Genomic DNA, 22,603 nt, shown 5'->3' with positions numbered 1-22,603 from the left:
ACCGAAGTGAAGAAGTTCGTCGCCCTCGCCCTCCTCCTCACGACGGGCTGCGGCGCGCGGATCGCACCGACCGCCGCCACCGACGAGGTCACCGTCACCAACTGCGGCCAGGAGGTCTCGTACGCGAAACCGTCCCGTGTGGTCACCAACGACACCGGCATCGCCGAACTCATGTTCGCGCTCGGCCTCGGCGACCGGATGGCCGGTTACGTGATCGGCGCCGGCCAGGCGGGCGACGTCGCCTCCTCACCGTGGAAAGCGGACTTCGAGCGCGTGCCGAACCTCGGCGAGCAGATCACCAAGGAACTCGTCCAGGGCGCCAAGGCGGACTTCGTGTTCGCGGGCTGGAACTACGGCTTCTCCGAGGCGACCGGCTTCACCCCGGACGCCCTCGCCGACCTCGGCATCGCCACCTACCAGCTCACCGAGGCGTGCCGCAACGGCGTCGGCAAGCAGCGCGGCATCATGCCGCCGTTGGACGCCCTCTACACCGACCTGCGCAACCTGGGCCGCGTGTTCGGCGTGGAGCGGAAGGCCGAGGACCTGATCGCGGGCTACCGCAAGCAGGTGGAGGAGGCCGAGCAGCTCGTGAAGCGGCACCGGCCGAAGGTGTTCCTCTACGACAGCGGCCTCGACCAGCCGTTCACCTCGGGCCGCAACGCCGCGCCGCACGACATCATCGGCAAGGCGGGCGGCGACAACATCTTCGGCGACCTCGACGACAGCTGGACCACAGTGGGCTGGGAGGCCGTCGTGGACCGCGCGCCGGACGTGGTGCTGATCAACGACTACGCCGACGGCGAGGCGACCACACCGGACGAGAAGAAGGCCTTCCTGGAGTCCTACCCGCCGCTCGCCGACGTGCCCGCCATCAAGGCCAAGCGCTTCTTCGTGCTGCCCTACGCGGCCCTGGTGGAAAGCCCGCGCAACCCGGCCGCCATCGCCGCGTTCGCGAAGTTCTTGGCCGATAGCTATCACCCATAGTGTGGGACAACCCGTCCGTGGCTTGGTATCCGCGGACGGGTTGTGGCACCATCGGCCACGTGGCTCTCCACACCGTGATCATTATTTCCCAGCGCGTCGGGTAGTGCTGCCTCGAAGCACCCGACGCGCCGACCTCTCGCATCCTGCGGGGGGTCTTTTTGTTTTCCAAGATCTCTAGGAGCCCTCTCGTGACCCCCCTCGGCGATTCATTCCACGTCTTCGACACGACCTTGCGGGACGGTGCCCAGCGCGAGGGCATCTCCTACTCGGTCAACGACAAGCTGGCCGTCGCCCGCCTGCTCGACTCGCTCGGCGTCGGCTTCATCGAGGGTGGCTGGCCGGGCGCCATGCCGAAGGACACGGAGTTCTTCGCCAGGGCGGCGGCGGGGGAGCTCACGCTCAAGCACGCGCAGCTCGTCGCGTTCGGCTCGACCCGCAAGGCGGGCGTCAAGGTGGAACAGGACGCGCAGGTCAGGGCCCTGCTGGACGCCCGGACGCCGGTCGTGACGCTGGTCGCCAAGTCCGACCGCAGGCACGTCGAGCGGGCCCTGCGCACCGACGTGGCGGAGAACTGCGCGATGGTCCGGGACACCGTCGCCTTCCTGGTGAACGAGGGCCGCCGGGTCTTCGTCGACGCCGAGCACTTCTTCGACGGCTACGCGTACGACCCGGACACCGCGCTGCGCGTGCTGGAGTCCGCAGTGGAGGGTGGCGCGGACGTCGTCGTGCTGTGCGACACCAACGGCGGCCAGCTGCCCCTCGGGCTGGCCGAGACCGTCGCCGACGTGGTCGCCCGCACGGGCTTCCGGGTCGGCATCCACTGCCAGGACGACACGTCCTGCGCGGTGGCCAACACCATCGCCGCGGTGCAGGCGGGGGCGACCCACGTCCAGTGCACCGCGAACGGCTACGGCGAGCGAGCGGGCAACGCGGACCTGTTCGCCGTCGTCGGGAACCTCGTGACCAAGCTCGGCCTGCAGGTGCTACCGCACGAGTCGCTGGCCGAGCTCACCCGGGTCTCCCATGCGCTGGCCGAGATCGCGAACATCGCACCCGACACCCACCAGGCCTACGTCGGGTCGTCGGCCTTCGCCCACAAGGCGGGGCTGCACGCGAGCGCGATCAAGGTGGACCCGGAGCTGTACAACCACATCGATCCGGACACCGTCGGCAACGACATGCGGGTGCTGGTCACCGAGATGGCGGGTCGGGCCAGTCTCGAGCTCAAGGGACGTGAGTTCGGGATCGACCTGACCCGCCGGCCCGAGGCGCTCACCAACGTGGTGCGCAAGGTGAAGGAGCTGGAAGCGGGCGGCTGGTCGTTCGAGGCCGCCGACGCCTCCCTGGAGCTGCTCCTCAAGGAGGAGCTGTCCGATCTGGACGCGCCACCGTTCGTGCTCGAGTCGTACCGCGTGGTGCTCGACCACCACCAGGACGGCTCGATCGTGTCCGAGGCCACGGTCAAGGTGCACGTGGCGGGCGAGCGCGTCATCGCCACCGCCGAGGGCAACGGCCCGGTGCACGCGCTGGACGCGGCGTTGCGCAAGGCGCTCCTGCCCCACCTGTCGTGGTTGGACGCGGTGGAGCTGAACGACTACAAGGTGCGCATCCTGACCGATCAGCACGGCACCGACGCCGTCACCCGCGTGCTCGTGGAGTCCACCGACGGCGAGCGCGAGTGGACCACCGTGGGCGTGCACGGCAACATCGTCGAGGCCAGTTGGCTCGCCCTGTGCGACGCGCTCGTGCACAAGGCGATGCGGGTCAGCCCGTCACCAGCGTGAGCCGCTCGGCGGCCAGGACGCGGTTGAGCGGCTCGAAGTAGGACGAGCCGCCGACCGTGCAGTTGCCGCTGCCGCCCAGCGAGTGCCCCTGGGCCTGCGAGCCGGTGAAGATCGGGGCCCACTGGTCGCCGGGCTCGGTGCACACGCTGGTCCGCGTCAGGCCGTAGACGACCCCTTCCGGGTAGTTGACCGTGACGTTCTTGGCCTGCACGGTGCCGCACCGCAACCCGGTGGTGCGGCCGGCCGCGCACACCGTGCCGCCGATGGGCGTCTCCGCCGAGCCGGTGATGACGCCGGAGCGCCCGGCGATGGTGGGCCGCTGGACCCAGGCGGCGGTGTTGGTGATCCGGACGATCGCGTAGGTCGTCCGGACCGCGACGATCGGGCCTATGTCGACCATGTTCGGCCCGCGGACCACCGTGCCGACGATCCCGCACGACGGCGGCACGATCAGGAAGCCGCGGGCGTTGAAGCCGTTGGCGCAGCGCCCGCCGTTCCACGTGTAGAGGGGTGTGCCCGCCTCCAGCGGGGTCGGCAGCGCGGACGTGGTCGCGGCGGCGGGAGCGGTGGCGGCGACGAGCAGGGCGAGTACGAGCAGCAGGGTTCGCATCCCTCCGACGCTAGGCACGCACGGTGGGGTTTCAAGCCGCCGGTTAGGGTGATCTCCGTGCGCATTGCCCGTATCGCCCAACCCGACGGCCTGGCCTTCGCCGCGATCGAAGGCGACGGCGACGACCTCACCGCGGTCGAGATCGCCGACGACCCCTTCGCCAACCCGACGTTCACCGGTCGCCGCTGGCCGCTGGCCGACGTCCGCCTGCTGGCGCCGTTCCTGCCGCCCAAGATCGTGGCCATCGGCCGCAACTACGCCGAGCACGCCGCCGAGCTGGGCAACGAGGTGCCCGAGAACCCGTTGATGTTCCTCAAGCCCAACACCGCCGTGATCGGGCCGAACGCGGACATCAAGCTGCCCGCGGTGTCCGAGCGGGTCGACTTCGAGGGCGAGCTGGCCGTCGTCATCGGCGTCGGCGGCCGGGACATCCCCGCCTCGCGCGCCCGCCAGTCGATCCTCGGCTACACGATCGCCAACGACGTCACCGCGCGCGACCTGCAGAAGGCCGACGGCCAGTGGACGCGGGCCAAGGGCTTCGACACGTTCTGCCCGCTGGGCCCGTGGGTGGAGACCGAGTTCGACCCGTCCGACGTGGCCATCCGCACCGAGGTCGACGGCGTGGTCAAGCAGGACTCGCGCACCTCGCTGCTGGTGCACGACATCCCCGAGCTGATCGAGCACATCTCCTCGGTGATGACCCTGCGCCCACTGGACGTGATCCTCACCGGCACCCCCGCCGGCGTCGGCCCGCTGACCGCCGGGCAGACCGTCTCGGTGACCGTCGAGGGCCTCGGCACGCTGACGAACACCGTCACCAACCGCTGAGCACCGCTCAGCCGCGCTCGATGCGCTCGGGCGCGCGCCGCGCGAACTTCGGCGCGTGCTCGGGCCGCAGCCCGATGGCCACCAGGTAGGCGGGCACGCCCTGCAGCCGCGGGAACCGCGCCATCAGGCGGACCGGCAGCGGCGGGCGCCCCGGCGTCGCGCTCGGCGCGCCGGTGAGCGTCGGCTTGAGGAACGAGTCCTGGATCCGCCGCTGCACCGCCTGGGTCACCGCCGTGGGCAGCCACCGCCTGCGCCGCACCTTCGCCAGCACCTTCGGGCTCAGCTGTCCGCGGCGCAGCGGCGCGGCCACGAGCGTCGCGGCGGCCACCGCGTCCTGCACGGCCAGGTTGATGCCGACGCCGCCGATGGGCGACATGGCGTGCGCCGCGTCACCGATGCACAGCGCGCCGTCGGCGTGCCAGCGCCGCAGGCGGTCGAGCTTCACGTCCAGCAGCTTCACGTCGTCCAGCGACTCGACGGTCTCCATCCGCTCCGCCAGCCACGGCACCAGCTCCACCACCCGCCGCCGGAACGCGGCGATCCCCTCCGCCCGCAGCACCTCGTCGGTGCCCTTGCGGATGAGGTACGCGCACTGGAAGTAGTCGCCCCGGTTGATCAGCACCATGGCCTGGCCCTGGGTGAACCGGCCGGTGGCGCCGCTGAGTTCGCCGGGGTCGCGCGGCAACCGGAACCACCACACGTCCATCGGCGCGCCGAACTCGTGCACCGGCAGCCGGAGCTGCTCGCGCACCAGTGAACGGCGCCCGTCGGCCGCGATGACCAGGTCCGCGGCCAGCTCGCCGGTCTCGCCACCCGGCGTGCGGTAGCGCACGCCGGTCACCTTGCCGCCGCTCCTGAGGAGCCCGGTGAACTCGGTGTTCATCCGCAGCGTGAACGTCGGCTCGCGCTTGCCCGCGTCGGCGAGCAGGTCCAGGAAGTCCCACTGCGGCACCATCGCGATGTGCTTGTGCCGGCCGGGGAGCCGGCTGAGGTCGCCCATCGTCTGCGGGCCGCTGTCCAGCAGCACCTGCACCTTGTCCACGAGCTGGTGCGGCACCTCCGCGAACGACGGCCCCAGGCCCAGCTCGTCCAGCAGCGTCAACGTCGACGCGTGCACCGTGTCGCCGCGGAAGTCGCGCAGGAAGTCACCGTGCTTCTCCAGCACCGTCACCTCGACACCGGCCCTGGCCAGCAACAACCCGGCCACCATGCCCGCCGGGCCGCCCCCGACGACCACGACACCAGTCCGCTCCATGATCCACCCCTCTGCTTTTCAACACCAGTTGAATAAGTTCAGGATGCTCCTGCGCGCCGCCCCGGTCAAGCCCGATACGCTGATCGGGTCATGAGCGCATCAGCAGCATCTCCAGAGGTCCGCGTCCGCTTCTGCCCGTCGCCGACCGGCACGCCCCACGTGGGGCTCATCCGCACCGCCCTGTTCAACTGGGCGTACGCCCGCCACACCGGCGGCTCCGTGGTGTTCCGGATCGAGGACACCGACGCGGCCCGCGACTCCGAGGAGTCGTACCTCTCGCTGCTGGAAGCCATGCGCTGGCTGGGCCTGGACTGGGACGAAGGCCCCGAGATCGGCGGCCCGCACGCGCCCTACCGGCAGAGCCAGCGCCGCGACCTCTACGACGACATCGCCAAGCGCCTGTTCGAGGCCGGCGAGCTGTACGAGTCGTTCTCCACGGCCGAGGAGATCGAGGCCCGGCGCAAGGCCGCGGGCCAGGACCCGAAGCTGGGCTACGACGGCCACGACCGCGGCCTGACCGAGGAGCAGCGGGCCGCGTTCCGCGCCGAGGGCCGGCAGCCGGTGCTGCGCCTGAAGATGCCCGACGAGGACATCTCGTGGGTCGACCTGGTGCGCGGTGAGATCACGTTCAAGGCGGGCAGCACGCCCGACCCGGTGCTGGTGCGCGCCAACGGCGACCCGCTGTACCCGTTCGTGAACCCGGTCGACGACGCCCTGATGGGCATCACGGACGTGCTGCGCGGCGAGGACCTGCTCCCGTCGACCCCGCGCCAGATCGCGCTGTACCGGGCCTTGACCCGGATCGGCGTGACCACGTTCACGCCGCGGTTCGGGCACCTGCCGTACGTGATGGGCGAGGGCAACAAGAAGCTCTCCAAGCGCGACCCGCAGTCGAACCTGTTCCTCTACCGCGACCGCGGCTTCCTGCCCGAGGGCCTGCTGAACTACCTCGCGCTGCTCGGCTGGTCCATCGCCGACGACCGCGACATCTTCACCGTGGCCGAGCTGGTCGAGGCGTTCGAGCTGGAGAAGGTCAGCCTCAACCCGGCCCGCTTCGACCTGAAGAAGGCCGAGGCGATCAACGCCACGCACCTGCGCGCGCTGCCCGTCGAGGACTTCGTCAGCCGCGTGGTGCCGCACCTGGTCAAGGACGGCGTGCTGCCCGCCGAGCCGACGCCCGAGCAGGTCGCCCTGCTGTCGGGCGTCGCTCCGCTCGTGCAGGAGCGGCTCGTGGTGCTGTCCGAGGCCTCCGGGATGGTGCGGTTCCTGTTCGTCGCGGAGGAGGACTTCGCGCCCGAGGAGGACTCGGCGGCCAAGGCCCTCGGCCCGGACGCCCGACCCGTGCTCGAGGCGAGCGTCGCCGCCCTGGAATCGCTTCCGGAGTGGACGGCCGCCGCCGTCGAGGAGGCGCTGAAGGTGTCGCTTGTGGACGGATTGGGCCTCAAACCGCGCAAGGCGTACGCGCCGGTGCGGGTCGCCGTGACGGGCCGTACCGTCTCGCCACCACTCTACGAATCCATGGAACTACTGGGTCGGAGTCGCTCGATCGGGCGATTGCGCCGCGCGCTCGGGGCAATCTGACTGGTTCGTTCGGGCGGTTCAGGGGTGCTTGACCGTGCAAGAACCCCTAGATATCACCTCTCTGGTCGAGTCGGACGAGGGGTGACCGCACCTAGCCTCACGGGGTGACAACCGCAGCCCCGACTTTCACCCCTCGGAGAACCGGCGAGATCCGGGCCGTGTGCCTCGACGTCGACGACACCCTCGTCGACTACAGCACCTCGTCCCGGGCCGCCCTGGCCGCGATGGTCGGCAACGCCGACGCCTGGCCGCTGTGGCAGCGCATCACGGACGAGCACTGCGAACGACTCCTCGCCGGCGAGCTCGAGTACGAGACGATGCGCAACATCCGCACCCGCGCCTTCTTCGCGGCCCTGGGCGAGGAGTTGGACCAGGACGAGGCGACCCGCCGGGAACTGCGCCGGCAGGAAGTCCTCGCGTCCGGCTGGCGGTTGTTCCCCGACGTCGTGCCGTGCCTGGAGTGGCTGCGGGCCACCGGTCTGCCCATGGCGGCCGTGAGCAACGCCTCAGGGCGCCACCAGCGGGTGAAGATCGCCTCGCTGGGGCTCGCGCAGTACTTCGACACGGTCCTCATCGCCGGCGAGGTCGGCGCCGCGAAACCGGACCGGGTGATCTTCGACACCGCGTGCGCGGACCTGGGCGTCGACCTGGGTGACACGGTGCACATCGGCGACCGCCTGCACGCCGACGCGATCGGCGCGCGCGACGCCGGCATGAGGGGTGTGTGGCTGAACCGCGAGGGCCCGCGCGAAGGCGCGCTGCCCACCGGCATCGCCGCCATCAGCAGCCTCGCTGAGCTGCCGGAACTCCTGGTCTGCGAGCTCTCGACCGCCTCGGCGTGACCCCGATTTCCGTTCCGCCGGGTACGTGGTCTAGTATTCCTCCCGGCGGAACGGAGAGGCCCCCCAAAGGTCAACGGAGTCAAGACCGACGGGGAGTCGAACCGGGAAACCAATGGGGTATGGTGTAATTGGCAGCACGACTGATTCTGGTTCAGTTAGTCTAGGTTCGAGTCCTGGTACCCCAGCTGCGAAGTGGCAAATCGAGTGTGGTAAGCTACTCGCAACGCAGGACAGCAAGAGATGATAAAGTGAATATCGAAAGTTCCTGGCCCCGTCGTCTAGCGGCCTAGGACGCCGCCCTCTCAAGGCGGTAGCGTGGGTTCGAATCCCATCGGGGCTACAGATCAGGGAGATCCCTGTTTCGCTGACGCGAAACGGGGATCTTTCGCATTTACACCGGGGGCGCGGCCCCCGGGCCCCGCGCAGGAGGGGCTTCGCCCCCCTGCACCCCCCGGCGTCGGTTGGTGTCGTGGTCGGGTTCGGTTGGCCGCCGGCGGTTGGTGGTGCGGTGAGTTGATTGGCGCACGGTGGTGGCACTTGGTGAGGTTGGGTGCCCCCGCCGGGTGCTGGTGCTGGTGGCGGGGGCGGTCCAAGGCCGGTGGCAGGGCTGAGCCCGCGGGTCGCGTGGTGTCAGAGGCGCGATTGGAGGGCTTCGGCGGCGGCCAGGAGGTCGGCGGCCCAGCGGGCGCCCGGGCGGCGGCCCATGCGGTCGATGGGGCCCGAAACGGAGACTGCGGCGACGACCGTGCCCGTGCTGTCGCGCACCGGCGCGGAAACCGAGGCTACGCCCGGTTCGCGTTCCGCTACTGATTGCGCCCAGCCGCGGCGGCGGACTTCCAACAATGTGCGCTCGCCGTAAACGGCGTCGGCGAGAACGGAACGTTGAGTTCCGGGATCCGCCCACGCCGCCAATACCTTCGCGCCCGATCCCGCCGTCATCGGCAATCGCGCGCCGATCGGCACGGTGTCGCGCAAACCACTCGGTGGTTCCGCGGAGGACACGCAGATCCGCTGCATCCCGTCCCGTCGGTACAACTGGACGCTCTCGCCCGTGATGTCGCGCAACCTCGGCAACACCGAGGACGCCGCGTCGAGCAACGGGTCGGTGGCCCCGCCCGCCAACTCCGCCAGTGCCGCGCCCGGGCGCCAGCGGCCGTCGGAACCCCGTCGCAGCAACCGGTGCACCTCGAGCCCGACCGCCAACCTGTGCGCGGTAGCCCTCGGCAAGCCCGTCCGGTTGCACAACTCGGCGAGCCCACACGGATCCTTTGCGACGGCGTTCAAGACGGCCACTGCCTTGTCGAGCACGCCGATCCCGCTATGCTGTCCCACAAGCCGATACTAACTTCCCACTGTCTGGGAAGTCCAGATCTATCGACTGTCCAGATCTTGGGAGAGTTGCGATGAGCCGCACGCTCGCGGAGAAGGTGTGGGAAGCACACGTCGTGCGCCACGGCAGTGGCGCGGAGCCGGACCTGCTCTACATCGACCTCCACCTGCTGCATGAAGTGACCAGCCCGCAGGCGTTCGACGGCCTGCGCCTGGCGGGGCGAGGGCTCCGCCGCCCGGACCTCACGATCGCCACCGAGGACCACAACGTCCCGACGATCGACATCGAGCTCCCCATCGCCGACCCGGTCTCGCGCACGCAGGTCGAGACGCTGCGCAAGAACTGCGCGGAGTTCGGCGTGCGGCTGCACCCGATGGGCGACGCCGAGCAGGGCATCGTGCACGTCGTCGGCCCGCAGCTGGGGCTGACCCAGCCCGGCATGACGGTCGTCTGCGGTGACAGCCACACGTCGACGCACGGCGCGTTCGGCGCGTTGGCGTTCGGCATCGGCACGTCCGAGGTGGAGCACGTGATGGCCACCCAGACGCTGCCGCTGCGGCCGTTCAAGACCATGGCCGTCACGATCGACGGCGCGTTGCAGCCCGGTGTCACGGCGAAGGACATCATCCTCGCGGTGATCGCGAAGATCGGCACCGGTGGCGGCCAGGGCTACGTCCTGGAGTACCGGGGCAGCGCGATCGAGGCGCTGTCCATGGAAGCGCGCATGACCATGTGCAACATGTCGATCGAGGCGGGCGCCCGCGCGGGGATGATCGCGCCGGACCAGACCACGTTCGACTACATCCAGGGCCGCCCGCACGCGCCGTCGGGCGCGGACTGGGACGCCGCCGTCGAGTACTGGAAGACCCTGCGCACCGACGACGACGCCGAGTTCGACGCCGAGGTCCGCCTCGACGCCGACGAGCTCACGCCGTTCGTCACCTGGGGCACCAACCCGGGCCAGGGCCTCCCGCTGAGCGCCGCCGTGCCGGACCCCGAGACCATCGTCGACGAGAACGAGCGCGTGGCCGCCGAGAAGGCGCTGACCTACATGGGGCTGGAACCGGGCACCCCGCTGCGCGACATCCACGTCGACACGGTGTTCCTCGGCTCGTGCACCAACGGCCGGATCGAGGACCTGCGCGCGGCGGCGGACGTCCTGCGCGGCCACAAGGTCGCCGACGGCGTGCGGATGCTCGTCGTGCCCGGGTCCATGCGGGTCCGCGCGCAGGCCGAGACCGAAGGGCTGCACGAAGTGTTCTTGGCGGCCGGCGCCGAGTGGCGCCAGGCCGGTTGCTCGATGTGCCTCGGCATGAACCCGGACCAGCTCAAGCCGGGCGAGCGCAGCGCGTCGACCTCCAACCGCAACTTCGAGGGCAGGCAGGGCAAGGGTGGGCGCACCCACCTGGTTTCGCCACTCGTGGCCGCCGCCACGGCCGTCCGCGGCACGCTGTCGTCGCCCGCCGACCTGGTCTGAAGGGAGTCTCACCGAACATGGATGCGTTCACCAGGCACACCGGGGTCGGCGTTCCGCTGCGCAGGTCCAACGTGGACACCGACCAGATCATCCCGGCCGTCTACCTCAAGCGCGTGACCCGCACGGGCTTCGAGGACGGCCTGTTCGCCGCCTGGCGCGGTGACGAGCAGTTCGTGCTCAACCAGGAAGCGTTCCGGGCGGGCAGCGTGCTCGTCGCCGGGCCCGATTTCGGCACCGGGTCGTCCCGCGAGCACGCCGTGTGGGCGCTCATGGATTACGGCTTCCGGGTGGTCATCTCGTCCCGGTTCGCCGACATCTTCCGGGGCAACGCGGGCAAGCAGGGCCTCGTGGCGGCCCAGTGCGAGCAGTCCGATGTCGAATTGCTGTGGAAGCTGCTCGAGAACGAGCCCGGCACCGAGGTGACCGTCGACCTCACCGCGAACACGGTTGTGGCGAAGGACTTCACGGCGCCCTTCACCGTCGACGAGTACACCCGCTGGCGGCTGCTGGAGGGATTGGACGACATCGCCCTGACCCTCCGGCACGCCGACGACATCACGGAGTTCGAGCAGCGCAGGCAGGGTTGGTTGCCGACTACCGATCCGCTGCCCGCGGGGTGACCGGCGAAGGGGTCGGATTCCCCCCGAACAGCGGGAATCCGGCTCCTTCGATCCCTCCGCCGGCCGCCCGGGTGTCCCTCGACAGGTCGTAATTGCCCACGCCACAACAAGAAATCTGGCGTGGCGATTGGTATTTCCTTGCATATGGGCTTACCGTGGGCAATCAGTCGGCCCGACTAGGGCCGTGAGCGTCCTGGGAGGGACTGAAGGTGAACAAGGCCCAGCTCATCGAGGCGCTCGCCGAGCGCCTTGGCGACAAGAAGAACGCCGCTGCCGCTGTCGACGGCATCGTCGACGTCATCGTCCGCAGCGTCCACAAGGGCGAGAAGGTCAACATCACCGGTTTCGGTGTCTTCGAGAAGCGTGCCCGTGCGGCGCGCACCGCTCGCAACCCGCGCACCGGTGAGACCGTGAAGGTCAAGAAGACCAACGTTCCCGCGTTCCGCGCGGGTTCGACGTTCAAGGACGTCATCAGCGGCACGAAGAAGCTGCCGCGCGTCACGGCCGCCAAGCCCGCTGCCGCTGCGGCGGCCAAGCCGGCCGCCGCGACGAAGGCACCGGCGACCCGCAGCACCACCGCTCGTGCCACCACTGCGCGTGCGACGCGCAGCACCGGTACGGCCACGCGTGCTGCTGCGGCAGCCACCAAGGCGCCGGCGACCCGCCGGACCGCCGCGGCTGCGAAGCCCGCCGCCACCGCCACCAAGGCCGCGCCTGCCAAGAGCACCGCGACCAAGGCCACCGCCGCGAAGGCGACGACGGCGAAGGCGACCGCGGCGAAGCCCGCGGCGGCCAAGAAGGCCACCCCGGCCAAGGCGACGACGGCGAAGGCCACCACGGCCGCAGCCGCGAAGCCCGCGGCCAAGAAGGCCCCGGCCAAGAAGAAGTGAAGCCGGGCCGGGTGATCACCGGCCAGGCACGCAACAGACGCTCAGGGCCCGGTGCGGACGCGCACCGGGCCCTGAGCGCTGTTCGACCCCTGGCGCCGGGTTCCGGTCCGGCACGGGCCTTCTGAGCCCCGTTTCCGCGCCCGTGCGGACGGCCTCTTCACCTCGGAACCCCGAACCCTCTCCCACACCCGCGTGTCCTACGTCCAGAACGCGCGTGTCCTACGTTCAGGACCCCCGAGTTCAACGCTCGGAACGCGTCGGCGCGGCTCGGACCCGTGTGTGTTCGGCCACTCGGATAGAGCAGTCGGACCGGGTGTGGCGCCAGGCTCGAAACCGGCGTCTGCGCGGTGGAGATGCTTCGCAGGGGTCCCCGCCCAGGGGCTCCCCGGTTTTCATGCTGCCGGCTCGGTCTGACGATTTCGGCGTAGTTCGGGCCGGGCTGTGGAGAACTCACCGTGCTCGAACGAACTCCCGGCGTGACCCGACCGGACTAGTGGGCCGGCAATCAGGGCAGGGGAGCGGGGCGGTGGGTCAGGCGGTGGGGGCGGCCAGCGCGGTGGGGAAGTAGTGGGCCGAGACGAGGCGCGGCCAGGAGCGGTGCGAGTCCGAAGTGGACCAGCCCGGCTCCGGCCGGCGGAACGCCAGCAGCCACGCGCTGCCCTTCTTGCACGGCGTGCCGCCCAACGACAGACCTCCCAGGTCGGCGAGGGTGGAGACGACGTCCGGGATGACGCCGCCCTGGCTGCACACGACCGGCGTCCCGGCCCCGTCCGCGATCTCCAGCAGGCGCACCAACCCGGCCTCGCGGTCCGGCCAGTACCCCTCCTCGGACAACCGCGGCTCCAGCAGCACGCCCACGCCCAAGTCCTCCGCCACCCCCTGAACGGTCTCCACGCACCGCACCCGGGGCGCCGAGTGCACCCGCACGGGTCCCCACAACGGCAGCATCGACCGCAACCCGCCCGCCTGCCGCCACCCCGCCGAGCTCAACGGCCGCAGGTCGTCGTCACCCGGCCAGTGGTCGCGCTTGCCTGCCTTCGCGTGCCGCACCAGCAACACCGTCGCCAAATCCGAGGGCTCTGCCGCGAACGCCGCCAGCACCGAGCGGTCGGTGTCGGACGTCACCAGCGACGCCGCCTCGGCGAGCGGCACCCACCGCAGCTCGTCGACCTCGTCGTTCGGCGCGAACGCACCCGACGCGACCTGCGCGCTGAAGTAGTCCACGACCTTCGGCTTGCCGAAAGCCCGGTACGACACCTGGCACAGGTACCGCCCCAGCACGGCGTGGAACCCGGTCTCCTCCAGCACCTCCCGCACCGCCGCCGCGGGCACGGTCTCACCGGGGTCCACCTTGCCCTTGGGCAGGGACCAGTCGTCATAACGCGGCCGGTGCACGACCGCCACGGAACCCTCGCGCCACAGCACGGCGCCCGCCGCCCGGATCACACGACTCACCCGATCGCGCGGTGGTTGCGCAGCATCTCGGTCTGGTGGTCGCGCACCCTGGTGCCGTCCGCCGGCGACGCCTCCCACTCGCCGTCCGGCTGCAGCACCCAGCACCGCGTGGTCGGCTCCAACGCCGAGTCCATCATCGCGTCGAGCTGCGCGGTGAGCTTCGGGTCGGTCACCCGCAGCTGCACCTCGACCCGCCGGTCCAGGTTGCGGTGCATCATGTCGGCGCTGCCGATCCAGTGCTCGGCCGAGCCGACGAAGTGGAACACCCGCGAGTGCTCCAGGAACCGGCCCAGGATCGACCGGACGTGGATGTTCTCCGACAGCCCCTTGATGCCCGGCTTCAACGCGCACACCCCGCGCACGACCACGTCCACCCGCACCCCGGCCTGCGACGCCCGGTACAGCGAGTCGATGACCTGCTCGTCCACCAGCGAGTTCACCTTGATGCGCACACCGGCGGGCGCGCCCGCCCGCGCGTGCTCGATCTCACGCTCGATGCGCTCCACGATCCCCCGCCGCACGCCGTAGGGCGCGACGAGGAGGCTGCGGTAGTGGTCCTGCCGGGCGTACCCGGTGAGCACGTTGAACAGGTCGGTGAGGTCCGCGCCGATGGTCGGCTCGGCGGTGAGGATGCCGATGTCCTCGTACAGCCGGGCCGTCTTCGGGTTGTAGTTGCCCGTGCCGATGTGGCAGTACCGCTGGATCCGCGAGCCCTCCTGCCGCACCACCAAGGAGGTCTTGCAGTGCGTCTTGAGCCCCATCAGGCCGTAGACGACGTGAACGCCCGCCTTCTCCAGCGCACGTGCCCACTTGATGTTCGCCTGCTCGTCGAACCGCGCCTTGATCTCCACCAGCGCCACGACCTGCTTGCCCGCCTCGGCCGCGTCGATCAGCGCGTCGACGATCGGCGAGTCGCCCGACGTGCGGTACAGCGTCTGCTTGATGGCCAGCACGCGCGGGTCGGCCGCCGCCTGCTCGATGAACCGCTGGACGGACGTGGAGAACGAGTCGTACGGGTGGTGCACCAGCACGTCGCCCTCCCGGAGGGTGGCGAAGATGCTCTTCGGCGTCTCGCGTTCGCCGAACGCCGAGTGCGTCGCGGGCACGAACGGCGCGTCCTTGAGCTGCTTGCGGTCCACGCTGTAGAGCTGCCACAGGCACGACAGGTCGAGCAGGCCGGGCACCTGGACGACGTCGTGCGGGTCGACCTCCAGCTCGCGCAGCAGCCGTTCCAGCATGTGCTCGGTCATGTCGTCGGCGATCTCCAGCCGAACCGGCGGCCCGAAGCGGCGGCGCGCCAGCTCCCGCTCCAACGACTTGAGCAGGTCCTCGTCCTGGTCCTCCTCGACCTCCAGGTCGGCGTTGCGGGTCACCCGGAACGCGTGGCACTCGATGACCTGCATGCCCGCGAACAGCTCGCCGAGGTGCGCCGCGATCAGCTCCTCCAACGGCAGGAAGGTCGCCGTCGGGCTGGTCCGGTCGCTTTCCACGCGGACCAGGCGCGGCACGTTGTCCGGCACCTTGATGCGCGCGAACCGCTCCGCGCCGCCCTCCGGGTCGCGCACGGTGATGGCGAGGTTCAGCGAGAGGCCGGAGATGTAGGGGAACGGGTGCGCGGCGTCCACGGCCAGCGGCGTGAGCACCGGGAACACCTGGTCGGTGAAGTAGTTCGACAGCCGCAACTGCTCGAAGTCGGTCAACTGCGCCCAGTTGACGATGCTGATGGCGTGCTTCTCCAGCTCCGGCTGGATGTGGTCGAGGAAGGCCCTGGCGTGCTGCTCGACCAGCTCCTGGGTGCGCTTGGAGATGTTGGACAGCTGTTCGCGCGGGGTGAGCCCGTCCGCGCTGCGCACCGAGAGGCCGGTCTCGTCGCGGCGCTTCAGGCCCGCGACCCGGACCATGTAGAACTCGTCCAGGTTCGAGGCGAAGATGGCCAGGAACTTCGCCCGCTCCAGCAACGGCTGGGAGGCGTCCTCGGCCAGCGCGAGCACCCTGGCGTTGAAGTCCAACCAGGACAGCTCCCGGTTGAAGTACCGGTCGTCGGGCAGGTCGACCTGCGCCTCGGTGGCCGTGACCGCGGGTGGTGAGCTCGGGAACGACCGGGTCGCGCCGTCGGCCGGTTGCTGCGCCGCCGTCGTGCCCGCACGGGTGCCGGCGGCGCCGCGGCGGGTGGCCGGGCGCGGTCGGCGGCGGGGGGTGCTCGCGGCGGGCGTGGTCCGCGGCGTCCTCGTCCGTCGCTTCGGCGCGGGCTGGTCGGGGGTGTTGTCCGTGCTCACGATCAGCATTGTTCCCCAATACGGGCGGCTGTGCGCTGAGCTGAGCCGACGAGGAAGTGAACTCCGCGTCACACCGGGCGGAGCACGCCTCGCACGGCGCCGGCGGCATCCCGCACGAGGGTGACCCGCTGGCCGGGGCGCAGCGAGCGCCAGCCGCCCTCGGCGACGGCTTCGGCCGACACGTCCACCAGCACGCCGTCGTCGCGCAGCACGGTGGCTGAGCCGTCCGGGTGATGCGCGCTCACCGTGGCCTGCTCGGGTTTGGCGGGGTGGGTCACGGGGCAGAACGTAGTCGATCGCAGGCGGTCCGCGGGGCTCAGCCGCCGACGGGGGTGACGGTGGCGGCGGTGCGCGGGCCGAGGCCGAGGTCCGCGGCGAGGCGCAAGTCGTCGGCGGTGTCGACGTCGTGGCGCAGCGACGGCCACGGGCCCAGCAGGGGCGTGGCGCCCGATGCCGCGTGGGCGGCGGCGGATCCAACGCCGAAGGCGGGCGCGAGGTCGCCGCCGGGCGAGGAGAGGAGCAGGGTCGTCCCCGTCCCCTGGCGGTCCGGGCAGAACGAGCGGCCGTCGACGGTGGCCAGCGCGGCGGCGAGGTCGGTGGTGCGCAGTGCCGGCAGGTCGGCTTGCAGGGCGCCGACCACCGAGGCGGGGTCGCGGGACCGGAGGACGGTGAAGCCGTGGCGCAGGGACTCGTTCAGGCCTTCGGGACCGGGGATCGACTCGACGCCGAGCGTTCGCAGCTCCGCCACGACGGACGGGTCGGACGTGACGGCCACCACACGGCGGACGGCCGGCAGCGCCGCGGAAATCGTGTCCAGCGCGAAGGCCAGGGCCAGCGCCGGCCGGTCCAGCCGGGTGCCCACCAGCCGCGTCTTGGCCCGTTCCAGGGTCTTGACCGGGACCACCAGGTCGACGTCGGCTCCCACCCCGCCATACTCCCGGATGCCTGCTGGACCTGGCCAGGGGGCCTCAGGGCTGATTGTCGCCCCCGGCGACGTGGGGAAGACTCCAGGTCCACGACGGAGAGGGAGTGCACGTGGCCAAGGAGAAGGGCGGCTTCTGGGTCGGGCTCGCCGCGGCGGTCTTCTACCCCACCACCGCGCTGATGACGCGGCGGCGCAACGAGGGCGGGGAGTGGGTGCCCAAGACGGGCGGGGCGCTCATCGTGATGAACCACGTGTCGCACCTGGACCCGGTCTACGACGCCGTCTTCACGCACAAGCAGGGTCGCGTGCCGCACTTCCTCGCCAAGCACAGCCTGTGGAACGTCCCGTTCGTCGGCATGGTCGTCAAGGGCGCCCGGCAGATCCCGGTGTACCGGGGCACGGCCGACGCGCAGCAGAGCTTGCGCGCCGCGCACGAAGCCTTGGAGCAGGGGCTGGTCGTCATCATCTACCCCGAGGGCACCATCACCCGTGACCCGGACGGCTGGCCGATGGCCTCGCGGACGGGGGTGGCGCGGCTCGCGCTGGAGCACGACGTGCCGGTGCTGCCCGCGGCGCGGTGGGGCACGCGCGAGGTCTACGACCACTACCGGAAGAAGTTCCGGCCGTTCCCGCGCAAGACCGTGGTGACGAAGGTGGGCCCGCCGGTCGACCTGGACGCCTACCGGAGCAGGCCGCAGAACCTCGCGTTGCTGCGCGAGGTGACCGACGTGCTGATGAACGACGTGAAAGGCCTGCTCGCGGACATCCGCCAGGAGCAGGCGCCCGACGGCTTCTACACCAAGAAGGCCTGACGTGGACCGGGTCGCGGTGCTGGGCGCCGGGTCGTGGGGCACCGCTTTCGCGAAGGTGCTCGCGGACTCCGGCACGGACGTGGTGCTGTGGGCGCGGCGCGCCGACGTGGCCGACGCCATCTCGGCGGAGCGGGTCAACGCCGACTACCTGCCGGGCGTGACGCTGCCCTCGAACCTGACCGCCACGTCGGACGCGAGGAAGGCGTTGGCCGGCGCGGGGGCCGTGGTGCTGGCGGTGCCGAGCCAGACGTTGCGGGAGAACCTGAGCGGCTGGCGGCCGTGGCTGCCGGCGGGTGCGACGCTGGTCAGCCTGGCCAAGGGCGTCGAACTGGGCACGCTGAAGCGGATGAGCGAGGTGGTCCGCGAGGTCGCGGGTGTGCCGGAGGACCAGGTCGCGGTGGTGTCCGGGCCGAACCTGGCCAAGGAGATCGCGGCCGAGCAGCCGACCGCGACGGTCATCGCGTGCACCGACCACGACCGCGCGGTGGAGCTGCAGCACGCGTGCTCGAACTCGTACTTCCGGCCGTACACGAACGTCGACGTGGTGGGCTGCGAGCTCGGCGGCGCGTGCAAGAACGTGATCGCGCTGGCGTGCGGCATGGCGGCGGGCATGGGGTTCGGGGACAACACGATGGCCTCGATCATCACCCGCGGTCTCGCCGAGACGGCGCGGCTGGGCGCGGCGCTGGGCGCGGACCCGTTGACGTTCGCCGGGTTGGCCGGGCTGGGCGACCTGGTGGCCACGTGCGCCTCGCCGCTGTCGCGCAACCGGTCGTTCGGGGAACGGCTGGGGCGCGGGGACTCGCTGGCGCAGGCGCAGGAGGCCGCGCACGGCCAGGTCGCCGAGGGCGTGAAGTCGTGCTCGTCGATCCGCGAGCTGGCCGCGCGCGTCGGCGTGGACATGCCGATCACCGACGGCGTGCACCAGGTGTGCCACGAGGGGTTGGACCCCCGCGTGCTGACGGCCGCGCTGCTCGGCCGCGAACGGAAGGCGGAACGGCAATGACCTGGGGTGACGGCACGCGAGTCGTGCACTCGACGCCGGCGGTGCAGGGCGAGCCGTTCCTGGCCGGTCCGGTGTTCGCCTCCGCGTACCACCTGGGCGGCGCCGACACGTACGGGCGGGCGCACAACCCGACCTGGCGGGCGTTGGAGGTGGCGCTCGGCGAGCTGGACGGCGGCACGACCGTGCTGTTCCCGTCCGGGATGGCGGCGATCTCGACGTTGCTGAGGGTCGTGCTCGCGCCCGGCGACGTGGTGGCGCTGCCGAGCGACGGCTACTACCTGACGCGCGCGTTGGCCGCCGAGATGCCGGTGAAGGTGGTGGAGGTGCCGACGGCCGGGCCGTACCCGTCGTTCGAGGGCGTGCGGTTGGTGCTGCTGGAGTCGCCGTCGAACCCCGGGCTGGACGTGTGCGACATCGCCGCGCTGGTGGAGGCCGCGCACGCGGCGGGCGCGCTGGTGGCGGTGGACAACACGACCGCGACGCCGTTGGGGCAGCAGCCGCTGCTGCTGGGCGCGGACGCGGTGGTGAGCAGCGACACGAAGGCCGTCGCCGGGCACAGCGACGTGCTGCTGGGCCACGTGTCCACGGCGGACCCGGGGTTGGCCGAACGGGTGCGCGCGGCGCGGACGACCGGCGGCGCGATCCCCGGACCGTTCGAGGCGTGGCTGGCGCACCGGGGTCTCGGCACGCTCGACCTGCGGTTGAGCCGGCAGGCGGCGAACGCGGCGGCGCTGTACGAGGCGCTGGACGGCCACCCGGCGGTCAGCGGGCTGCGCTGGCCCGGTGCCCCGGGTGACCCGGCGCACGAGGTGGCGTCGCGGCAGATGCGGCGGTTCGGCGGGGTGCTGACGTTCGTGCTGGCGGACGAGCGCGCGGTGGCGTCGTTCCTGGAGCGGTCCCGGCTGGTGTTCGCGAGCACGAGCTTCGGCGGCCTGCACACGAGCCTGGACCGGCGGGCGCAGTGGGGCGACCCGGTGCCCGAGGGCCTGGTGCGGCTGTCCGCGGGCTGCGAGGACACCGCCGACCTGGTGGAGGACGTGCTCGGGTCACTCTGACGGGTCCACTGCGTGGGAGGGGTTGCGTGGCGGCGAACCGGCTGCCACCCTCGTCACCATGTCTTTTCGCGCCATGACCGACGGGCGGGGTCACATCGACCTCCGCCTGGTCGCCAGCGCGCTCTGTCCTTCCCGGTGATCGTCTCGCGTCCCGCGGGCCCGTGAGGCCCGCACACGTCACCGAGTGCCGAGAAGGAATCATGTTCGCCGTTCCGGAGAACACCATCGCCCTGCCCCAGTCGCACGCCGCGCTGCACCCCGTGCGGATCGCGCTCGACACGGCGGCACGGCGTGAGCGCTGGGCCCACCTGCTCCGCTACGACCCCGAGACCCGCTTCGCCGCGCTGGTCGACCGCACCGACGAGCAGGAGGTGTGGCTGATGAGCTGGTTGCCCGGCCAGCACGCCGACCTGCACGACCACGGCGTCACCAGTGGCGCGTTCACCGTGGTCAGCGGCTCGTTGACGGAGGTGGTCACGCCGGGCCCGACCCAGGTGCTGCACCACCTCGTGGCGGGCCAGTCGCGGGTGTTCGGGCCGGGGTACGCGCACCAGGTGCGCAACGACGGCGTCGACCCCGCCGTCACGATCCACGTGTTCCGCGACGGCGGGCGCACCATCAGGCCGGTGCGGTACGACCCGGTCTCGGGGACTACGTCCGCGCGGTGACGTGCGGCGGGACGTCCCAGTCGCCGACCAGCGCCGGGTCCGGCTCGGGCTCGCCCCACGCGGTGCGCAGCGGCAGCACGCCCGCCCAGCGCGCGTTGGCGGCGACGTCCTCCTCCTCGTCGCCCGGCGGGCCGCTGCGGATCTTCACCGACGCCTCGGTCAGGTCGAGCGACAGCACGGTGGTCGCGGCCAGCTCCTTCGGCGTCGGCGGGCGGGCGTAGTCCCACGAGCCGGGCGCGATGTGCTCGGTGAGCACGCGCAGGGCGTGCAGCTTGGCGTCCGGGTCGGTGACGGGGACGGCGGTGCCGTGGACGACGGCGGCGCGGTAGTTCATCGAGTGGTCGAACACCGAGCGGGCGTAGACGACGCCGTCCAGGATCGTGACGGCGACGCACACGGGCACGCCGGTCGCGGCCTCGCGGAGGCTGCGCGCGCCGGTCGAGCCGTGCAGGTAGAGGGTGTCGCCGTCGCGGCCGTAGCCGGTGGGCAGCACGAGCGGCGCGCCGTCCACGACGACGGCCAGGTGGCAGACGAGGGCGGCGTCGAGGACGGCGTGCAGCGCCTCGCGTTCGGTGACGGCGCGGTTGCGCCCGCGCTTGATGGTGCTGCGGTCCGTCGGTGACAACGTCATGGGAGGAGCTTGTCGGGTAAAGTGGCCCTCTTCAAGTGCCAATTCTTGGCGTTTTGAGGAGGCCACTGTGGCGGAGACGGCGTTGGCGGTGGTGCTGGACCGCGAGTCGGCCGAACCGCTGGCCGTGCAGCTCGCGGACGCCCTGCGCGCGGCGGCGGGCGACGGGCGGCTGCGCAGCGGTGACCGGCTGCCCTCGACCCGGGCGTTGGCCGAGCGGCTCGGTGTGAGCCGGACCGTGACAGCGGCAGCATACGAGCAGCTGCACGCGGAGGGCTGGATCGCGGGGCGGCACGGGTCGGGCACCTACGTGACGACCACGCCGCCGGGTGCGTTGAAGTCGCGGGCCCGACGGGTGGCGGCGCCCGCCGTGCCGGTGGACGTGGTGGACCTCGCGCCCGGCGCACCGTGGGCCGAGGGGTTGGACCGGGCGGCCTGGCGGCGGGCGTGGCGGTCGGCGGCGGACGTGCAGCCGTTGTTCCGGCCGGCGCGGGGCGGGTTGCCGGAGTACCGGGCGGTGGTGGCGGAGCACCTGTTGCGGCACCGGGGGTTGGCGGTGCGCGGCGGGTTGCGGGAGGAGCTGGTGCTGGCGACCGGCGGGACCACGGCGGCGTTGGTGGAGCTGGGGTCGGCCGTGCTGCGGCCGGGTGACGTGGTGGCTGTGGAGGAACCGGGGTACCAGCGGGCGGTGTGGGCGTTGCGGTCGGCCGGGGTGAAGGTCGTGCAGGCGCCCGTGGACGCCGAGGGGTTGTTGGTGGACGCCGTGCCGCCGGGGGTTCGCGGGGTGTACTGCTCGCCCGCGCACCAGTACCCGATGGGCGGGCGGATGTCGGCGGCGCGGCGCGTGGCGTTGGTGGAGCGGGCGCGGGCGGAGGGGTGGCTGGTCGTCGAGGACGACTACGACGGCGAGCTGCGGTACGACGTCGCGCCGTTGCCGTTGCTGGCGGCGTTGGCGCCGGACGTGGTGGTGCACCTGGGCACGACCAGCAAGATCCTCACGCCGACGCTCGGCGCGGGGTGGATGGTGGCGCCCGAGCCGATCGCCGCCGAGGTGATGGCGCACCGCGACCGGACCGGCACCAGCCCCTCCGCGGCGGGGCAACGGGTCCTGGTCGAGTTGGCGCGCAACGGCGACCTGGGGCGGCACCTGCGCAAGCTCCGGCGTGAGCTGTCCGAGCGGCGTGCGCTGCTGTCGGCGGCGTTCGCGGACGCTGGGATCCCGGTGCTGGGTGACGACGCCGGCGCGCACATCGTCGTGCCGCTGCCGTCGGCGCAGGCGGAGCGGGACGTGCTGGCCGAGGCGCACGACCGCGGCCTGCGGCTGGACGGCCTCGGCCGCCACCACGCCGGCCGGCCGAAGGTGCACGGCGCCGCGATCGGCTACAGCGCCTGCTCTCGCGACCAGCTGACGGCGGCGATCCCGGACCTGATCCGCATCCTCACCACCCACGCCGCCCCGTCCTGAGCGTTGAACTCGGGGTACCTGAACGTAGGACACGCGCGACCTGAAGGTTCGACACGCGCGACCTGAACGTAGGACTCTCGCGCGAGTCGAACGTTCGGGTACCGCGTGTCGA

General features: G+C 71.5%; 21 protein-coding genes and 2 tRNA genes. 15 read left to right on the top strand and 8 right to left on the bottom strand.

Going from position 1 to position 22,603, the window contains the following annotated elements:
* Nucleotides 1-6 precede the first annotated feature (6 nt).
* Together LNK82_RS15935 and cimA are read left to right on the top strand one after the other, a co-directional pair.
* Nucleotides 7-984, top strand: a complete 978-nt coding sequence (locus tag LNK82_RS15935) for an ABC transporter substrate-binding protein (RefSeq protein ID WP_230567764.1) — start codon at nt 7-9, stop codon at nt 982-984.
* Nucleotides 985-1,172: 188 nt separating this feature from the next.
* Nucleotides 1,173-2,768: a citramalate synthase gene (gene cimA / locus LNK82_RS15930; RefSeq protein ID WP_230567763.1), complete on the top strand. Its 1,596-nt coding sequence runs from the start codon at nt 1,173-1,175 to the stop codon at nt 2,766-2,768.
* Here cimA and LNK82_RS15925 read toward each other — a convergent pair.
* Nucleotides 2,749-3,378 carry a S1 family peptidase gene (locus LNK82_RS15925; protein ID WP_230567762.1) on the bottom strand — a complete coding sequence of 210 codons (630 nt, stop codon included), beginning with the start codon at nt 3,376-3,378 and terminating at the stop codon, nt 2,749-2,751. The two genes, cimA and LNK82_RS15925, sit on opposite strands and share 20 nt — an antisense overlap.
* A 57-nt stretch (nt 3,379-3,435) precedes the next feature.
* Between LNK82_RS15925 and LNK82_RS15920 the strand changes: the two genes are divergently transcribed.
* Complete coding sequence (locus tag LNK82_RS15920) at nt 3,436-4,206, top strand: fumarylacetoacetate hydrolase family protein (RefSeq protein ID WP_230567761.1); 771 nt, start codon at nt 3,436-3,438, stop codon at nt 4,204-4,206.
* 7 nt (nt 4,207-4,213) lie between these two features.
* Here LNK82_RS15920 and LNK82_RS15915 read toward each other — a convergent pair whose 3' ends face one another.
* Nucleotides 4,214-5,461 (bottom strand): FAD-dependent oxidoreductase, encoded by a 1,248-nt coding sequence (locus LNK82_RS15915; protein WP_230567760.1) that lies wholly within the window; start codon nt 5,459-5,461, stop codon nt 4,214-4,216.
* A 90-nt stretch (nt 5,462-5,551) separates the two neighbouring features.
* On the opposite strand from LNK82_RS15915, the gene gltX reads away from it, so the two are divergent.
* The 4 genes from gltX to LNK82_RS15895 all read left to right on the top strand — a co-directional run bounded on the left by gltX (nt 5,552) and on the right by LNK82_RS15895 (nt 8,224).
* On the top strand, nt 5,552-7,042 hold the full coding sequence (gltX, locus tag LNK82_RS15910) for a glutamate--tRNA ligase (protein WP_230567759.1): 1,491 nt from the start codon (nt 5,552-5,554) through the stop codon (nt 7,040-7,042).
* A 104-nt stretch (nt 7,043-7,146) separates the two neighbouring features.
* Nucleotides 7,147-7,884, top strand: a complete 738-nt coding sequence (locus LNK82_RS15905) for an HAD family hydrolase (RefSeq protein WP_230567758.1) — start codon at nt 7,147-7,149, stop codon at nt 7,882-7,884.
* A 113-nt stretch (nt 7,885-7,997) separates the two neighbouring features.
* Nucleotides 7,998-8,069: transfer RNA gene (locus tag LNK82_RS15900), tRNA-Gln, on the top strand.
* 82 nt (nt 8,070-8,151) lie between these two features.
* A tRNA-Glu gene (locus LNK82_RS15895) sits at nt 8,152-8,224 on the top strand.
* A 290-nt stretch (nt 8,225-8,514) separates the two neighbouring features.
* Here LNK82_RS15895 and LNK82_RS15890 read toward each other — a convergent pair.
* Nucleotides 8,515-9,216 (bottom strand): IclR family transcriptional regulator, encoded by a 702-nt coding sequence (locus LNK82_RS15890; RefSeq protein ID WP_230567757.1) that lies wholly within the window; start codon nt 9,214-9,216, stop codon nt 8,515-8,517.
* A gap of 71 nt (nt 9,217-9,287) precedes the next feature.
* Between LNK82_RS15890 and leuC the strand changes: the two genes are divergently transcribed.
* From leuC to LNK82_RS15875, 3 genes are all read left to right on the top strand, one after another.
* Complete coding sequence (gene leuC / locus LNK82_RS15885; RefSeq protein WP_230567756.1) at nt 9,288-10,691, top strand: 3-isopropylmalate dehydratase large subunit; 1,404 nt, start codon at nt 9,288-9,290, stop codon at nt 10,689-10,691.
* Nucleotides 10,692-10,708: 17 nt separating this feature from the next.
* Entirely contained in the window at nt 10,709-11,311 is a 603-nt protein-coding gene (leuD, locus tag LNK82_RS15880; protein WP_230567755.1) for a 3-isopropylmalate dehydratase small subunit, read from the top strand.
* Nucleotides 11,312-11,520: 209 nt separating this feature from the next.
* Nucleotides 11,521-12,201, top strand: a complete 681-nt coding sequence (locus LNK82_RS15875; RefSeq protein WP_230567754.1) for an HU family DNA-binding protein — start codon at nt 11,521-11,523, stop codon at nt 12,199-12,201.
* A 531-nt stretch (nt 12,202-12,732) separates the two neighbouring features.
* Here LNK82_RS15875 and LNK82_RS15870 read toward each other — a convergent pair.
* Genes LNK82_RS15870 through cofC form a run of 4 tightly spaced genes read right to left on the bottom strand, consistent with a single transcriptional unit; the run spans nt 12,733 to nt 16,857 of the window.
* The gene (locus tag LNK82_RS15870) at nt 12,733-13,656 is read right to left on the bottom strand and encodes an NUDIX hydrolase (RefSeq protein WP_230567753.1); all 924 of its coding nucleotides are present in this window, start codon (nt 13,654-13,656) and stop codon (nt 12,733-12,735) included.
* Entirely contained in the window at nt 13,653-15,941 is a 2,289-nt protein-coding gene (locus tag LNK82_RS15865; RefSeq protein ID WP_230567752.1) for an RNA degradosome polyphosphate kinase, read from the bottom strand. The genes LNK82_RS15870 and LNK82_RS15865 overlap by 4 nt, the downstream gene beginning before the upstream one ends.
* A 59-nt stretch (nt 15,942-16,000) precedes the next feature.
* Nucleotides 16,001-16,210: a hypothetical protein gene (locus LNK82_RS15860; RefSeq protein ID WP_230567751.1), complete on the bottom strand. Its 210-nt coding sequence runs from the start codon at nt 16,208-16,210 to the stop codon at nt 16,001-16,003.
* Nucleotides 16,211-16,248: 38 nt separating this feature from the next.
* Nucleotides 16,249-16,857 carry a 2-phospho-L-lactate guanylyltransferase gene (gene cofC / locus LNK82_RS15855; RefSeq protein ID WP_230567750.1) on the bottom strand — a complete coding sequence of 203 codons (609 nt, stop codon included), beginning with the start codon at nt 16,855-16,857 and terminating at the stop codon, nt 16,249-16,251.
* 110 nt (nt 16,858-16,967) lie between these two features.
* Between cofC and LNK82_RS15850 the strand changes: the two genes are divergently transcribed.
* The 4 genes from LNK82_RS15850 to LNK82_RS15835 all read left to right on the top strand — a co-directional run bounded on the left by LNK82_RS15850 (nt 16,968) and on the right by LNK82_RS15835 (nt 20,398).
* Nucleotides 16,968-17,669, top strand: coding sequence for a lysophospholipid acyltransferase family protein (locus tag LNK82_RS15850; RefSeq protein ID WP_230567749.1), 702 nt, complete (start codon nt 16,968-16,970; stop codon nt 17,667-17,669).
* A 1-nt stretch (nt 17,670) separates the two neighbouring features.
* Nucleotides 17,671-18,675 (top strand): NAD(P)H-dependent glycerol-3-phosphate dehydrogenase, encoded by a 1,005-nt coding sequence (locus LNK82_RS15845; protein ID WP_230567748.1) that lies wholly within the window; start codon nt 17,671-17,673, stop codon nt 18,673-18,675.
* Nucleotides 18,672-19,730 carry a cystathionine gamma-lyase gene (locus LNK82_RS15840; protein ID WP_230567747.1) on the top strand — a complete coding sequence of 353 codons (1,059 nt, stop codon included), beginning with the start codon at nt 18,672-18,674 and terminating at the stop codon, nt 19,728-19,730. The genes LNK82_RS15845 and LNK82_RS15840 overlap by 4 nt, the downstream gene beginning before the upstream one ends.
* Before the next feature lie 200 nt (nt 19,731-19,930).
* A complete protein-coding gene (locus LNK82_RS15835; protein WP_230567746.1) occupies nt 19,931-20,398 on the top strand; it encodes a cysteine dioxygenase in 468 nt (155 codons plus the stop codon).
* Here LNK82_RS15835 and LNK82_RS15830 read toward each other — a convergent pair.
* Nucleotides 20,382-21,029, bottom strand: coding sequence for a pyridoxamine 5'-phosphate oxidase family protein (locus tag LNK82_RS15830; protein ID WP_230567745.1), 648 nt, complete (start codon nt 21,027-21,029; stop codon nt 20,382-20,384). The two genes, LNK82_RS15835 and LNK82_RS15830, sit on opposite strands and share 17 nt — an antisense overlap.
* A gap of 67 nt (nt 21,030-21,096) precedes the next feature.
* On the opposite strand from LNK82_RS15830, the gene pdxR reads away from it, so the two are divergent.
* Nucleotides 21,097-22,491: a MocR-like pyridoxine biosynthesis transcription factor PdxR gene (gene pdxR, locus LNK82_RS15825; RefSeq protein ID WP_230567744.1), complete on the top strand. Its 1,395-nt coding sequence runs from the start codon at nt 21,097-21,099 to the stop codon at nt 22,489-22,491.
* The last annotated feature ends 112 nt before the right edge of the window (nt 22,492-22,603 follow it).

The sequence above is a fragment of the Saccharothrix luteola genome, from assembly GCF_020859565.1.
Lineage (GTDB): Bacteria > Actinomycetota > Actinomycetes > Mycobacteriales > Pseudonocardiaceae > Actinosynnema > Actinosynnema luteola.
Note: the sequence above shows the minus strand (reverse complement) of the source record. Positions and strands in the feature narration are given on the sequence as shown.

What these genes read in the sequence shown, in the direction of transcription:
- LNK82_RS15925 (WP_230567762.1), bottom strand. Translation starts at nt 3,378, where the DNA reads ATGCGAACCCTGCTGCTCGTACTCGCCCTGCTCGTCGCCGCCACCGCT.
- LNK82_RS15915 (WP_230567760.1), bottom strand. Translation starts at nt 5,461, where the DNA reads ATGGAGCGGACTGGTGTCGTGGTCGTCGGGGGCGGCCCGGCGGGCATG.
- gltX (WP_230567759.1), top strand. Translation starts at nt 5,552, where the DNA reads ATGAGCGCATCAGCAGCATCTCCAGAGGTCCGCGTCCGCTTCTGCCCG.
- leuC (WP_230567756.1), top strand. Translation starts at nt 9,288, where the DNA reads ATGAGCCGCACGCTCGCGGAGAAGGTGTGGGAAGCACACGTCGTGCGC.
- leuD (WP_230567755.1), top strand. Translation starts at nt 10,709, where the DNA reads ATGGATGCGTTCACCAGGCACACCGGGGTCGGCGTTCCGCTGCGCAGG.
- LNK82_RS15865 (WP_230567752.1), bottom strand. Translation starts at nt 15,941, where the DNA reads ATGCTGATCGTGAGCACGGACAACACCCCCGACCAGCCCGCGCCGAAG.
- LNK82_RS15840 (WP_230567747.1), top strand. Translation starts at nt 18,672, where the DNA reads ATGACCTGGGGTGACGGCACGCGAGTCGTGCACTCGACGCCGGCGGTG.
- LNK82_RS15835 (WP_230567746.1), top strand. Translation starts at nt 19,931, where the DNA reads ATGTTCGCCGTTCCGGAGAACACCATCGCCCTGCCCCAGTCGCACGCC.
- LNK82_RS15830 (WP_230567745.1), bottom strand. Translation starts at nt 21,029, where the DNA reads ATGACGTTGTCACCGACGGACCGCAGCACCATCAAGCGCGGGCGCAAC.